This window comes from Brachyspira innocens ATCC 29796, from assembly GCF_000384655.1.
Classification (GTDB): Bacteria; Spirochaetota; Brachyspiria; order Brachyspirales; family Brachyspiraceae; genus Brachyspira; species Brachyspira innocens.
This window is the reverse complement of sequence record NZ_ARQI01000124.1, coordinates 71,858-87,693: the sequence shown is the minus strand read 5'-3', so window position 1 is coordinate 87,693 and position 15,836 is coordinate 71,858. Positions and strand designations below refer to the sequence as shown.

Here is a 15,836-nt window from a genome sequence, read left to right as displayed (position 1 = left end):
CTTTTTCATAATTCATAAACCTCTTTAAATTATTAAACTTTTATTTATTTTTTAAAAATACCATTACAATAGGAGCTATAAAAGAAAAAATAAATGAGTAAATACCATAAATATAAATGAAGTTATATATTTTATTATTTCCAATCACTGCCTCATTTATATTAATATTATTTTTAAATATCTTTATTATAGACTTTATATTTTGTACTATTATGTATATTAAATTAATAGCTATTATAGCATTAAGAACTGCAATAGAAATTTCATTTATTTTATTTTCAGAAATAATTACTCTGTATATGCTCGAACTTAATACTAATATATTAAATAAAAATGCTAGTATTGGAAATATTATATACATTGCCTTTGTTATAATCCCAGCCTTATAGTCCGCTCTTATAAAGTATAAAGTAAAAACAGATAAAATTAATAATACATTATAAATTATAAAAGACTTGGTATTGTAAAAAGGTCTTATAGGTTCATATAGTAATGCAAAAAATAAAGCAAATATTAAAAATGAATATAAAAATAATAACACTCTTGAAATATATATTGATAAAACAGTTTTAAATCTATTTTGCACAAAGAAAAATATAAAAGGTATTAGAGAAAGAACGAATACAATAGACATAAAAATAAGTTTTTCTATTAACGGTTCTAAATCACTTACTATATCAGCTCTAAAAATAAATTTATCATATAAAAAAACAATGAATACCCAAAATACAAATGCAATAATTGCTGCTATTGTAGAAAAGAAAATTATATCTCCTAGCTTAGTAAAACTATTATATGTGTTATTCTTTATATTAAAATTGTTATCAGCTAAAAGTATTATAATAAAAAACATTATATAAAATAATATACTTTTATTAATCATTATATTAGACATAAAAAATTCAAGCATATTAGGTACTTCATCTTTTAGTGGTGCTGAAGTAAATATGCTAAGCAAAAATACAAGTAGAAATGATAAAAATGTTATGAGTATTGTCTTTTTATTAACATTTTCAAAATTGCTGTTTATACTAAATAAAAATGAATAACAAAAAAAGTAAAACACTTGAAAATAAAAACTATTAAAAATCATATTATAAATTAATTTTTCAGCATCGTATTCAGTATCAAAGAATAATATATATACATTTGCAGGAATAGAAGAAATTATCATTAATACAAATACTAATACAAAATATATTATTTTTTTGCTGCTTGAATTCATTAACTTATTTTCAGACATTTTTTATAACCCCTTATAGGTATTTTGAAGATAGATTATAACTTAATAATTATAAATTGTAAAGTATATGAACAATATATTAATTTTATTGATAATTAAGTGTGAAATAATGTATTATAATTTCATATTTGATTTAATTATTTATATATGTTATAATGTAAGAAAATTTTATAATAAGGGTTTAAGAATGAAACTTCATAGTTTAACATTTAAAATACCGCTTATTATGGGACTTTCTATTACATTATCAATATTTGTAATAACTGTTATAATGTTTTTAATATCATTGAAGTCTGTTGATATAGCGGCTCAAAATGGATTTGAAACTACAGCCATTGCTTATGAAAGTACGGCTAATCTATGGATAGAACAACAACAATCAATAGTAGATGCCTTTTCTACAAATGATAGTATAGTCAATTACTTATTAAATAGAACAGAAGAAAATGCTTCAATTGCAGAGAATAGTTTGACTGCTTTCAAAAATTATAGAAAATCTTCTCTTCATTTTGTAATTTTAGATACTGAAGGTAATATTTTACTTGATTCTGAGGAAGGAAATTTAATACGTATTAACCAAGGTGTGGATCCAGATTTTAATCTTTATAAAAATAATGTAAAAGATGAAAAAATGTGGATTTCAAAGTCATCTATAACTGGAAAGCCTGTATTTAAAATGTATTCAGATATAAATGCTCCTGATGGAACTAAAATAGGGGTATTATCATATCATATTGACTGGGAAGACTTTATGAGACATTCTATATCTAATTATAAATTTGGTGATACAGGCAGTATTATGATAATTGATGAAGATAAAAATATAGTAGCCCATAAAGATGAAAGTAAAGTATTGACAAATATGAAAGATTCTGAAGTTTTAAAAGATATCACAGATTTAAAAACTGGAATAAAGCATTTTAAAAACGATGACGGCAAACTTTGTATGCTTTATTTCAATACTATAATTTATCCTCATTGGTATATAATAGTAACTATAACAGAAAGTGAGCTTTATAATCCAGTAAAATTTATGCTTATATTACCTATAGTAGTAGGAGTAATTTTAACCATATTATCTATTATAATAATTTGGTGTTTTTCTAAACATGTAATATCTCCTATAAATGAGGCTGTTAAAGAGGCTGAAAACATTGCAAACGGAGATTTAACTGCTGTTATATCAGAAAAATATTTGAATAGAAAAGATGAAATAGGAGAGATATTAAACAGTTTTAATAAGATGAAAAGAGTAATAAAAGATATTATTAAGGTTGTAAACTCAAATATATCTCAAACTAAAAGAACGGCTTATAGTTTATATTATTCTAATAAGGATTTGTCAGACAGAACAGTATCTCAGGCAGCAGATATAAATCAGACAAGTATTTTTATGAAAAATATTTCTTCAGCTATAGAAGAGTCTACTACTAATATAAGGTCTATAAGCGATAGTATGATTGATGCAAGAAATGATATATTGGATGCAGGCTCTATAATAGATGATACAGCAAGAAATACATCTTTAGTTTTTGAATCCAGTAAAAAAATTGGAGATATCATAAAGATAATAGAAGATATAGCCTTTCAAACTAATATACTGGCTTTAAATGCTTCAGTTGAGGCTGCACGTGCAGGAGATCATGGAAGAGGTTTTGCCGTTGTAGCTAGTGAAGTTAGAAATCTTGCACAGAGTACTTCAGAATCTGCTAAAAATATCACTGTTTTAATAGAAGATAGTAATGATAAAATAAAAAAAGCTACAGAATCAGCTACTATGTCTCAAAAGCTGTTTTCTAATATAGAGAAAAAAATTGATAATACTACTACAATTATGGAAAATATGGTTAATACTATGCATAAGCAGGAAGAAGATGTACGTAAAATCAATACTTCTATGCTTAATATAGATTCTAAAACCAAAGAAAATTCAAATCTTGTTGATATTATGAAAACTTCTTCTTCCGAATTAGAAAAACAGACTAATGATTTTTTTAGTGCTATGAGTTTCTTTAAAACAGGAGTTCATCGTTTGGAATGGATGGATAATTATAATACTAATAATTCTCATATAGATGAACAGCATATGAACCTTATTAATTTCATAAATGATATATATTCGGCTATATATGAAGATGATTTGGATAGGGTTAAAAATATTTTTAATATGACTTTAGATTATACCAAGTATCATTTTTCTGATGAAGAGAAATTTCAGAAAGAAAATGCCGATAAATATAAAAAGATAAAAGAACATTTTGAACAGCATAGAAATTTTGAGGCTTTGGTTGGCAGAAAAATTGAAGAATTAAATGCTTCTAGTGATTGGAAAAAAACAGCGTCTGATATGGCTGATATTTTGAGTAAATGGCTTATTCAGCATATTGGAGTATGGGATAAAGAATTTGTAAAAATTGCTGGAATATCTGATCATTAAAACATTTTTTCTTTAAAAACTTATAAATTTGAAAAAATATTACAATATGTTGTAAAAAATTCTTATATTTTAATAGATAATTTATAATATATTATTAAGAATAGTTACTTATAAGATTTTATTCTATATTGAATTTATTTCTTATAAATGTTATTATTTAATAAGTAATATATGATATGAATGGGGATAAAATGATGAAAATATATAGTTTAAGATTTAAAATACCTGTACTATTTATAACAGCTATAGTTCTGTCAATGTTTTTAAGTATAGGTACTGTATTATTTTTGAGTATGAAAGCTATAGATGAAACTATTGAGAGCGGTTTTGAATCAACATCTATTTCATATAAGAATCTTATTAATTTATGGCTAGATGACAATAATAGCTCTATGGCAAATTTTGTTACTACTGAAGCTCTGGTTAGCTTCCTTCAGAATAAAGAAGATCCAAATTTAAGACTTAGAGCGGAAGATGCATTAAAATATTTTAAAAGCTCAAGAAGTTCATTTATTAATTTTATTTTACTAGATTTAAATGGAAGAGCTATAATAGATTCTGAGAATGGAATATTAAATAATGTTTCTATGAATGTAAATGATGAAGGCTGGAAAAAGTTTGTATCTGGAGGGTATAATTCAGGCGGAGAGACAACTATTACTAAATCAGTAGCTACAGGCAATCCAACTTATAGAATATGGAGAGGTATTAAGGATAATACTGGAAGGGTAATTGGAATATTAGCTGGCAATGTTGATTGGGGTGATTTGATGGATAGATACATTTTAAATGCTAGAATAGGTGAAAGCGGAAGAATATCTATTATAGACAGCAATAAGATGGTATTAGCTCATCAGGATAAAAATAGAATATTGACTGTAGAAAATAATGCTCCTTATTATGATGAAGTTATCAAAAATGGTAATGGAATGCTTCATTATAAAGATACTAATAAACAGGGATATTTAATGTCTTATTATAATATAGACAATACTAACTGGTATATTATTATAAGCATATTAGAAAGCGAATTATACGCTTCATTGGGCAGAACAGTATTATTCGCTATATTATTCTCACTTGTTATAATTATAATTGTTGCTGTAATGATAACAGGATTTACAAGAAGATTAACTTCACCTTTAAAAGAAGCTTTAAGACTTGCTAATTTAATTTCTACAGGTGATTTAACTTTTGATATCAAGGAAAAATACCTTGCAAGAAAAGATGAAACAGCTGAACTTATAATGAGTTTTGACCATATGAAGACATCTATAAAAAATATTATTAATATAGCTAATTCTAATGTTGCTTTAACAAAAAGAACAGCATATTCACTATCTTATTCCAATAAAGACTTGGCTTCAAGAACATTAAGTCAGGCAGCTGATTTGGAAAAGACTGCTGAAGCTACAGAAGAGATTTCAAGCACTATAAAGAAAACAGCAGAAAATGCCGCTATAATTAATGATATGATGATAAATGCTAGAAATGCAGTTGAAGAAGCTGGAAGTATTATTGCTGAAACAGCTCAGAATACTAGTCAGGCATTTGAATATAGTCAAAAAATTAGCGGTTTGGTTAAATTTATTGAAGATATTGCTTTTCAGACTAATATATTAGCTCTTAATGCTTCAGTAGAGGCAGCAAGAGCTGGAGATCAAGGAAGAGGTTTTGCTGTTGTTGCTTCTGAAGTTAGAAACTTAGCACAAACTACTCAAAGTTCTGTTAATAATATTACTTCTTTCATTGGTGAAAGTAATGAAAAAGTTAAAAAGGCTACAGATTCTGCTAATATGTCAAGAACTCTATTTGAGGATATTGAAAGCAAGATAGAAGAGACTACTAAAGTTATTGCTGATATGGCCAATACTACTAAAGAGCAGTTAATAGGTATAGACAGTATTAATAATGCTATGTCTAATATGGATGCTCAAACTCAGGGAAATAGTTCATTAGTATCATCTATGAATGAGTCATCAAAAGAGCTTGAACAGCAGATGGAAGAATTAGCAGATGCTATGAGTTTCTTTAAAGTTGGTGCTATGAAATTGGAATGGCTTGATCAGTATTATACACATAATAAAACTATAGACAGTCAGCATGTTCAGATTATTGAATATGCCAACAAAGTTCATTCTGCTTTATATAATGGTGTGAAAGCAGATGTTGATGAGGCATTTAAAGGTGCTATTAATTATACTAAATACCATTTTGCAGAAGAACAGAAAATACAGGTGGCAAATAAAGATAAATACCATAAAATTAAAGAACATTTTGAAGAACATAGAAGATTTGAAAAGGCTATTGATGATCAGTATAAAGAATTTAAATCCAGCAGCGATTGGAAAAAGGTTGCAACTGATTTTTCAGAGCTTTTAGCAAAACTTTTAATAGAACATATTGGTGTATGGGATAAAGAGTTTGTAAGAATTGCTGGAATAAAAGATTCTTAAAAATTATTTCCAATTAGAACCAAAAGGAGAGCTTTCTATAAGTCTGTTATAGAATAGCTCTCTTATTTTATTTAAAAACTTTTTTGTTTCATCGCTTGAATAATCTGCATAAGTCCAAGGGAGTTCTGTGTATCCTTTTTTCTTTTTGTAGATAAGTGTCAAATCAGCAAATACACCGTCTTTTAAATATATTCTATGCGTGAAGTTTTTATTTGTAACTAAAATAAAGTTTTCTAATGTTAGTATAGCAGGATCTATATTTATTTTACGGTTGTTTTTATCATCAACATATTCTTTCTCTATATTGTCTGTAATTCTCTTTACATCGCTTATATAATCTCTTTCTATCATATTCTTAAATACTATAAATCTTTTACTTAAAGAATCTCCCATCTCTTCTTTATAATAAATAGAATGAGAAAATAAATACTTATCACTTATAACTTCAATTTCTCCAAAATTATTTATAAGTTTTTCTAATGTAAAATTATATATATTAATATCATTATACATTAATGCCGTAATGAGAACAGCCTTTGATTGTTTTAATACTTTACTCATAATAATTATATTACATTATTTTTATTTATATTTCTATAATCTATAATAAAAAATTGGACATCATTTTTACTTGATATAAAAAAGATTAATATTTATAATAAAAATAAATAATATAAAAATAAAAGGAGTAAAATACTATGGCTACACCTCATATAGGAGCAAATAAAGGCGATATAGCAGAAACTATACTTTTACCTGGAGATCCATTAAGGGCAAAATTTATAGCTGAAAATTTTTTGGAAAATGTTGTTCAGTATAACTCTATAAGAAATATGTTTGGTTTTACTGGTACTTATAAAGGAAAAAAAGTTTCTGTTCAAGGCACAGGTATGGGAATGCCTTCCTGCAGTATATATTCTTATGAGCTTATTCATTTTTACGGCTGTAAGAACTTAATACGTATTGGTACAGCTGGAGCTTTATCCGATAAACTTCATATAGGCGATTTGGTTATAGGAATGGGGGCATGCACTGATTCTAATTATGCTTCTCAGTATGAACTTCCGGGAACTTTTGCTCCTATAGCTAGTTATGAATTACTTAGAAAAGCTGTTAATAAAGCTGATGAAATGAAGATTAATTATCAGGTTGGAAATATAGTTTCATCTGATCTATTTTACGGAGCTAATAATGCAACTCCGAAATGGGCTAAAATGGGAGTATTGGCTGTTGAGATGGAAGCTGCTGCTTTATATATGAATGCTGCTTATGCTGGAGTGAATGCTCTTTGTATGGTTACTATTTCGGATTCTCTTGTTACAGGTGAAGCTACAACTGCTGAACAAAGAGAGAAAACTTTTACTAATATGATGGAAGTTGCCTTATCTTTAGCATAATATTAAATTAATAAGCATCTGTATTTTTGCAGATGCTTATTGTATATTTTATAAGTTCTAAAATTTATAAATGCTTGACTTTTTATGTTTTTTGTATATAATTTATTACTATGAAAGGTAATTTATTTTCACTTAATTTCAAAAGTATCTACACTTATTGCTTCTTCTATTATGGCGTTTAAGACGCCAGAGTATCTATTTTTCTAACCAAAACAAATTTATATATTTAAACTTTTTTATTAATACTTAATTTTTATATTTAAGTTCATCAATTTTTAATTAATTTTTTATTTAAGGAGAATTTATTATGATAGTGGTAATGAAACCAAATGCCAAAGAAGAACATATTAATAACATTATAGAAAGACTTAAAGAAGCAGGTCTTGGGATTAATAAAAGTGTAGGAGTAGACTATACAGTAATAGGAATGGTTGGGGACACTTCAAAGATAGACAGAGATTTAATTTCATCTTTGCCCGGTGTATCCAAAGTATTGAAAGTGCAGGAACCATTTAAAAGAGCAAACAGAGCATTCAAAAAAGAAGATACTATAGTTGATGTAAGCGGTGTAAAAATAGGGGAGGGAAAGCCTACGATTATTGCAGGACCTTGTTCTGTTGAAAGTGAAGAGCAAGTTATTAATATAGCTAAGAGTGTAAAGGCCTCTGGTGCTTCTATACTTAGAGGCGGTGCTTTCAAACCCAGAACTTCTCCTTATGCATTTCAGGGTTTAGCTTTGGACGGACTTAAAATATTAAAACTTGCTAAGGAAGAGGTTGGAATACCTATTGTAAGTGAGATTGTATCTATAAGGCATTTAGAAGATTTTGATAATACTGTTGACATGATTCAGATTGGTGCAAGAAACATGCAGAACTTTGAACTTTTAAAAGAAGTGGGAAAATTAAAAAAGCCTATACTTTTAAAAAGAGGTTTGTCAAGCACTATAGAAGAATGGCTTATGAGTGCAGAATATATACTCAATCAAGGTAATGAAAATGTTGTGTTATGCGAAAGAGGTATAAGAACATTTGAAACTTATACTAGAAATACATTTGATGTAAGTGCAATACCTGCAATAAAGCGTTTAAGTCATTTGCCTGTTATAGGAGATCCTTCGCATGCAAGCGGAAAATCATGGATGGCACTTCCTCTCACATTAGCTGCCATTTCTGCAGGTGCTGACGGTATGATTATAGAAGTGCATAATGATCCAGAGCATGCTTTATGCGATGGGGCACAATCTATAAAGCCTGATGTATTTGCTGATATTATGGAATCTGTTAATATGATATCTGATACTGTTCAAAAAATAAAAGAAAAACATAACGGCAAAATTTATACTAAATAATTACTTATAAATTATTATTATATTTTTTAAAAGATGAATGGATTTTATTCTGTTCATCTTTTTTATTGCATAATATTTTATATTGATTTATATAAAAAATATTATATAATCTTTCAAATTAAAATTTAGGAGATATTATGAGAGCAGCACAGATTGACAGATATTCAAAAGATATTGATATAAAGATTAGAGATATACCAATGCCAGAAATATCTGATGATGAAGTATTGGTTAATATAAAGGCAGCTGCAGTAAACCCTCTTGAAATATTAATATTAACAGGCAGTGTAAGACTTATACAGGATTATAAAATGCCTCTTACATTAGGAAATGAGTTTGCTGGTGTGGTTGAAAAAATAGGTAAGAATGTAAAAGATTTTAATATTGGAGATAAAGTTTATACACGTATGCCTATACAAAAAATAGGTGCTTTTGCTGATTATGCTGCAGTAGATAGTAAGTTTTTATCCTCTATGCCTAATAATTGCAGTTTTATTGAAGCGGCAGCAATACCTCTTACAGCACTTACAGCTTATCAGGCACTTAAAGAAGAATTAGAAGCTAAAACTGGTGAAACTGTTTTAATAACTGGAGGATCTGGAAGTTTCGGAGAGATGGCAGTTCCTATTTTTAAATATTTCGGGCTTAATGTTATTGTTTCTGGTAATGAGAGGTCAAAAGAGCATTTTATAATTTTGGGTGCTGATAAATATATTGATTACCGTAAAGAAAATTATTGGGAGTTAGTTTCAGAAGCTGATTATGTTATCGATACACTTGGTGCAAAAGAGTTTGACAAAGAGTTATCAGTATTAAAGAAAGGCGGACGTATTTTGAGTTTAAGAACTAGTCCTAATAAAAAATTTGCTGAAGTTAATCAATTTCCTTTCTTAAAAAGAACTTTATTTTCTTTGGCAGGCTCTAAATATGATAAAAAAGCTATGAAAGAAGGAAAAGAGTATAGATTTATGTTTGTAAGAGCTGATGGTAGAGAGCTTAAAGAAATTACAAAAATAGTAGAAGAGAAAAATATAAAGCCTAAAATATTTTCTAAAGTATTTAATATTGAAGATACAAAAGAAGCTATTAAAACTATGTCTAAAGGCGGTATAGAAGGTAAGATAATCATATCTATGTGATTGTTTTTAATAAAAATTAAATAGACTTGCATACGGTATAATTTAATAAAACTATGTAAAATTATATTGTAAAGCAAGTTTTTAAATATCCGATAATTTTAGCGAATAATTTTATTTACAGCAAGGAGGCGTTAAAATTATGGGAGTCAAAAAGTATTTCTTTTTATTGCTAGTATTATTGGCAATGAATAGTATATATGCATTTGCAAATCAAAATATTATCAGAGTACAATTAACAGATGTAAAAGCTCCATATACTATTAATATCAAAGGTCCTTATAAAGCGTACAATTACAAATATGAAAGTGAAATTATATCGGCTCTAACTAATGAAACTGTAATGGTTGTAGAAAACAGATTAGGTTTAAAAGTTAATGAAGTAGGAGTTTATAAAGAAGGTATAGTCTTTGAAACACAAGACGGATTTACTTTAAATGGAAAAGAATATTATGGTTCTTTAATGTTTATTCCATATAATGATACTATGATAGTGGTTAATGAGCTTAATATTGAAGACTATGTTAAAGGTGTTTTACCTCATGAGATGTCTCCAGATTGGCCTATGGAAGCATTAAAAGCTCAGGCAGTTGCAGCCCGTACTTATGCAATGTATCATATATTAAAAAATGCTAATAAACTTCCTTTTGATGTTGATAATACTACAAAATATCAGGTTTATAACGGCAAAGAAAAAATGAATTGGTCTGTTGAACAGGCTGTTGACAGAACAAGATATGAGATTGCTGTTTATAAAGGTAAAGTTATAGCTACATACTTTAGTGCTTTATGCGGCGGACATACTGACAGTGCTGAAAATGTATTCGGTGTAGCTGTGCCTTATTTGGAAGGTGTTTCTTGCCCTTATTGTAATGCTCAGATTAAACCTTGGACTAATGCTTTAAGCTATAATGAACTTAATAATGATTTAGCTAATTATTCTGTACATGCAAGTGAAAAATCTTCTATTGGTATTAGCACTGATCCTAAATCTGGAAAAGCTACTAATATAAAAATAGATGACAGTGATATTACTTCAAGAGATTTCAGAACTACACTTTCTCCTAAACTAGTACCATCACTTAATTTTACTATTAAAAAAGTAGACAATGGTATAATAATCACTGGTAAAGGAAGCGGACATGGTGTAGGTATGTGCCAATGGGGTGCTTACGGTATGGCTCAGGTTAAAAAAGACTACAAAGAAATTTTGAAATTCTATTATAATGGTATTGATATTGTTGATTATAATAGAGTTAATAAACAATTTGAACCTGATGTTTGGGGAAAATAAAATTTATAACTATATAAAATTAAAGGCTTGTATTAATTGATTTTAATGCAAGCCTTTTTTATTTTTATGAGTTATATAATAAAATTATTTCTTTACCAAATTATATAATAAATTAACTTCCTTAATTTTTGTAGAATAAGGAGGATATTTAGTTTTTACTTCAAAACCATATCCCTTAGTTAAAACGGTAGTTTCTTTTGAAAAGCATTTAAAACTATAATATCCATGATAATTACCCATTCCGCTGTTTCCAACTCCTCCAAATGGAGCATTAGAATTCAGTATATGACTTATAGTATCATTTACAGAACAGCCTCCATAACTTATTTTCTCTATAAAATAATAATTAAAATCAATATCTTCAGAGAATATATACATAGCAAGAGGATTAGGACATACTTTTTCTATTATATCTCTAGCTTCTTCTTTTGTTTTATAATAAAGTATTGGGAAAATGCTTCCGAATATTTCATCTTTTATAATATTAGTTTCTAAATCTTTAGGTTCTACTAATGTTATAGAAATAGACAAATTATTATCATCATATTCCCCGCCGTAAATAATTTTGCCGTCATTTAAATATGATTTTAATCTTTTATAGTGATTTTCATTTATTATTCTATGGAGCTTTTTTTCATCATTGAATAATTTTATTTCATCATTAAATGCTTTTAAAAATCTTTCTTTTAAGTCTTCTCTTATGAGAATATAATCTGGAGATACGCAAGTTTGTCCAGAGTTTATAAACTTACCCCATATAATTCTTTTTACAGCCTTATTAAAATTATCTCCTTTTATATCATCAATTATAACAGGTGATTTTCCTCCAAGCTCTAATGTTACAGGTGTAAGAAACTCTGAAGCATTAGACATAATAATCTTTCCAACTCTTGGAGAACCTGTAAAAAATATTTTATCATATTCTATTTTGCTTACATTTTCTGGGGGTATACTTTTATCTACAACAGCAATGTACTCTTCATCAAATGTATCTTTTATAGAATTATATATTACATCATAAACAGTAGGTGTTAATTGAGAAGGTGCTATTATAGCGGTATTCCCAGCTCCTATTGCTCCCACAAGCGGAAGAAAGGTTAATTGTATAGGATAATTCCAAGGCGATATTATTAATGATACTCCGAATGGTTTATTTATTATAGTGGTTTTGGAGTCTATAGTAACCATATTTCTTTTTGCGTTTTTATTATGCATCCATTTTTTTAGATTTTTTATGAATGTTTTAATCTCTTCCATTACAAAAAATAATTCTGTACCTATAGCCTCAAATTCTGACTTCTGCATATCTTTATACAGAGCATCTATAAAATCTCTTTCATATTTTATAAGCATTGATTGTAATTTTTTTAACTGTTTTATTCTAAAATCATATGATAAAGTTTTTGAACTTTTAAAAAATTGTTTTTGTTTATCTCTTAATTCTGTTAAATTCATTTTCCCTCCGTTTTTTGTTTGAATATATAAAAATATATAAAAAATAATAAGAAAATTACATACTTTTTTATAAAATTTTAATTAAATATATAATCATCATAGTAAGTCAAAATGTAAAATTTGTTTGCAAAAAATGAAAAAAATAATAAAATAATAATTACTATATAAAAACTATTTTTGATGAGGTTCAATGAAAAATCAAATTCTTCATATATTTAATAAAAGAGTATTATTATTTGCCGTTTTTTTTGAAGTTATTATTATAATAATGACTTCTATGTTAGATGCTAAGGCTATATCGTTAAAAGAAAATATTATATCAAAAAATAAGATTAATTATGGAACTGCTTTAGAACTCTATAATAGAGAGAAATATTTAGAGGCATACAGTCAATTTACAAATATAATGAATACAGAAGAAGATTTGCTTATAAAAGATTATATTATATATTACGGGGCTAAAAGTGCATTATATACTAATATGTATAATGAAGCTATAGATTTGTATTCATTACTTATGAAAGAGTATCCGCGTTCATCTTTGTATCCCTATGCAGAGCAGTATAAAGCATTGGCAGAGTTTTACAGAGATGATTATCCAGTAAGTAATTTTTTTAACAGCAAAGCACAAAAATGGATTAAAGAGTTTGTAGGTATAAGAGCATTAAGAGATACTGATGATACCAATAAGGCTAAGATGATAGCCTATGAGCTTTTAAGCAGATTTTTAAATAGAGAAGCTATTATATATTATAATAATAATTATGAAGATGATATAATGTCATTTGATAATGATTTGAAATATAAGGTTTCTACAGAGCTTTATGAGGCTGGGTATAGAAAAGCGTCTTTACGATATTTTGAATATTTTTATGATAATAATTTATATAAAGCCAATTCAACATACTATATGGCTAGAATAAAGCAGCAGGCAGGAGAGAGAGAAGATGCTGCAAAACTTTTTGATGAGTATTTGTCAAATGCCAATAATAAAACTCATAGAAGGTTAGGACTTTATTATTCCGCTGACAATTACAATAAATTAAAAAACTATGATAAATCGATTGAACTTTATAATACTTTTTTGAAAGAATATCCAAGAGATGATTATGTGCCTAGAATATATAATAATTTTGTGAATGTAAGTTTAAATAGAAATAATCTTGTTCAGGCAAAAACTTATTTAACAAATGTTATGAAAAAATTTCCTAAAAGCTGGCAGACAGAACTTGCTTTAAAATCATATTTAAGAAAATCATTTAAGCTAAAAAACAAAACAGAAACTTATTTTGCAACTAAAGCATTGGAGGATAGATATCCTAGTTTCAGGCATGATTTTGCTTTATCTTGGAATATGTGGACTGCTGAAGAGTTTGGAGATGATGAGAAAAGAGATGACTATATAATGAAAAGTCTTTTAAGCAGTAAAAGCCATTATTTTATTAAAGGAGCATTAAGCCTTGCAAGCGATGAAATGATTAGTAATGTAAAACTTAGCAATACTTATTATTTAAACGAAGCTAAAAAGTATTATACTGATTCTAATTTTACTAAATCTATGGAAATGCTTAATAAAGTGCAGTTTTTAACTTATGCTTCTACAGGGAAGGAAGATAAAACAGAAAAAGAAGCTAGAAGTATAGCTAAAAATATACTTATGCAAAGCAGATTTGTAAAAGAAATGTATTCTAAAATGAGCGAGAATGATTTGTTTAATGAACTTTCTCTTCAAACTAGAAGGGAAGTTAATAAGGCTATAGTTCTTTATTATTACGGAGATTATGATAATGCATATACAGAGTTTGATAAAGTATTTAAAAAAACTCAGATAACATATCCTTTATATTATTTTGCTGAAAAAATATTCATAAGCTCTGAAAATACAAAAAGGCTTATGCAGATATCGGCAAATATAGGCAAATATTTTGGATATCCATATTCAGATAATACAGATTTGCTCCCAGATGAGCTTAGAAGAAAAGTTTATCCTAGATATTTTGATGAGTATGTAGTACCAGAGGCTAAATATTATAAAATAGAGCCTGCATTTGTATACGGCATAATGAGAGAGGAGAGTTTATTTGATCCTAAGGCTAGGTCTTGGGTTGGTGCTATGGGGCTTATGCAGCTTATGCCTACAACAGCAGCAGCTGAGAACAAAAAAGCAAGATACAGATATGATCCTTTAGATTTAACAGACCCTAAACAAAATATTAATCTTGGAGTTTCGCATTTGGGCTGGCTTTTCAGCAGTCAGAAAGCAAGCAATTATATACTTGTAGCAGCGAGTTATAATGCAGGTTCTGGACGCGGAAGAAGATGGAAAGCTGAATATGGAACTAATAATATGTATCGTACTGGAAGATTTATTGATATAGAAGAAACTGAGTATTATGTAGAGCGTGTTATAAAAAGTTATGAGTTTTATAGTAAGTATTATAAGGATTAGAGTTATAATATTAATTATTGTATTATTTATATTATAAAAAACTTTAATCAAATAACAAAGCTATGTTATAAATATTAAAGTAGTTTGGCATCAAGTAGTTATATAAAATTACAGGGTATTAGCATTAAAACTAATACCCTGCATTGTATATGGGATGGAAAGTAAATCAATCGTCAAATTTTTGTCCTATAAGCTGACCGTCTGAAGATATATAAAGCTCCATCATATTATTAAGCTTTATTTCATAAGTTCCCCATTTTTTTTCAGCACTAATGATTACAGTATTTGGATATGTATTTCGTATTGTGTTTGCCACATTAGCAGGAAAAACATTATATGGTATTCCTACATATTCAGCTTCTATCTCCACCCAATCACCGTTATATAAGAAGTCTATTTTTATTCCATTTGATAGTTCTGTTTCATATTTACCATCATCATTTTCTACATACCATATCTGAGCATCTGGAAATGCCTGAGATATGAACTGCTTGGCCTTATTAGGAAGCGATTCAGGAGGAATAATCCAGTCAGCGAATAAACTACTAGAGGAGATTATTATAACTGTTAATATGATTTTTAGTATTTTCATAAATAACCTCCTCTTTTTATTTATAC

Annotated in this window: 11 protein-coding genes; 7 read left to right on the top strand and 4 right to left on the bottom strand. The window is 27.6% G+C overall.

The genetic code is table 11. From position 1 onward, the window contains the following. Window positions 1-40: 40 nt before the first annotated feature. Window positions 41-1,243, bottom strand: coding sequence for a hypothetical protein (locus tag F811_RS0112165; protein ID WP_020005511.1), 1,203 nt, complete (start codon window positions 1,241-1,243; stop codon window positions 41-43). A gap of 187 nt (window positions 1,244-1,430) precedes the next feature. On the opposite strand from F811_RS0112165, the gene F811_RS0112160 reads away from it, so the two are divergent. Beyond that, entirely contained in the window at window positions 1,431-3,680 is a 2,250-nt protein-coding gene (locus tag F811_RS0112160; protein ID WP_026364444.1) for a methyl-accepting chemotaxis protein, read from the top strand. Window positions 3,681-3,874: 194 nt separating this feature from the next. Next, a complete protein-coding gene (locus tag F811_RS0112155) occupies window positions 3,875-6,136 on the top strand; it encodes a methyl-accepting chemotaxis protein (protein ID WP_020005509.1) in 2,262 nt (753 codons plus the stop codon). A gap of 3 nt (window positions 6,137-6,139) precedes the next feature. On the opposite strand, the gene F811_RS0112150 is transcribed toward F811_RS0112155, so the two are convergent. Then, the gene (locus F811_RS0112150) at window positions 6,140-6,697 is read right to left on the bottom strand and encodes a DUF4416 family protein (protein ID WP_026364443.1); all 558 of its coding nucleotides are present in this window, start codon (window positions 6,695-6,697) and stop codon (window positions 6,140-6,142) included. 137 nt (window positions 6,698-6,834) lie between these two features. Between F811_RS0112150 and deoD the strand changes: the two genes are divergently transcribed. From deoD to F811_RS0112130, 4 genes are all read left to right on the top strand, one after another. Then, on the top strand, window positions 6,835-7,533 hold the full coding sequence (gene deoD, locus F811_RS0112145) for a purine-nucleoside phosphorylase (protein WP_020005507.1): 699 nt from the start codon (window positions 6,835-6,837) through the stop codon (window positions 7,531-7,533). A gap of 307 nt (window positions 7,534-7,840) precedes the next feature. Beyond that, on the top strand, window positions 7,841-8,884 hold the full coding sequence (aroF, locus tag F811_RS0112140) for a 3-deoxy-7-phosphoheptulonate synthase (protein WP_020005506.1): 1,044 nt from the start codon (window positions 7,841-7,843) through the stop codon (window positions 8,882-8,884). Between the two features lie 137 nt (window positions 8,885-9,021). Continuing rightward, window positions 9,022-10,023, top strand: a complete 1,002-nt coding sequence (locus F811_RS0112135) for an NADP-dependent oxidoreductase (RefSeq protein ID WP_020005505.1) — start codon at window positions 9,022-9,024, stop codon at window positions 10,021-10,023. Between the two features lie 184 nt (window positions 10,024-10,207). Further along, the gene (locus F811_RS0112130) at window positions 10,208-11,314 is read left to right on the top strand and encodes a SpoIID/LytB domain-containing protein (RefSeq protein ID WP_211216982.1); all 1,107 of its coding nucleotides are present in this window, start codon (window positions 10,208-10,210) and stop codon (window positions 11,312-11,314) included. Window positions 11,315-11,398: 84 nt separating this feature from the next. On the opposite strand, the gene F811_RS0112125 is transcribed toward F811_RS0112130, so the two are convergent. Beyond that, entirely contained in the window at window positions 11,399-12,769 is a 1,371-nt protein-coding gene (locus tag F811_RS0112125) for an aldehyde dehydrogenase family protein (RefSeq protein ID WP_020005503.1), read from the bottom strand. Window positions 12,770-12,959: 190 nt separating this feature from the next. On the opposite strand from F811_RS0112125, the gene F811_RS0112120 reads away from it, so the two are divergent. After that, entirely contained in the window at window positions 12,960-15,218 is a 2,259-nt protein-coding gene (locus F811_RS0112120; protein WP_020005502.1) for a transglycosylase SLT domain-containing protein, read from the top strand. Between the two features lie 166 nt (window positions 15,219-15,384). On the opposite strand, the gene F811_RS0112115 is transcribed toward F811_RS0112120, so the two are convergent. Then, window positions 15,385-15,810: a PepSY-like domain-containing protein gene (locus tag F811_RS0112115; RefSeq protein WP_020005501.1), complete on the bottom strand. Its 426-nt coding sequence runs from the start codon at window positions 15,808-15,810 to the stop codon at window positions 15,385-15,387. Between the last annotated feature and the right edge of the window lie 26 nt (window positions 15,811-15,836).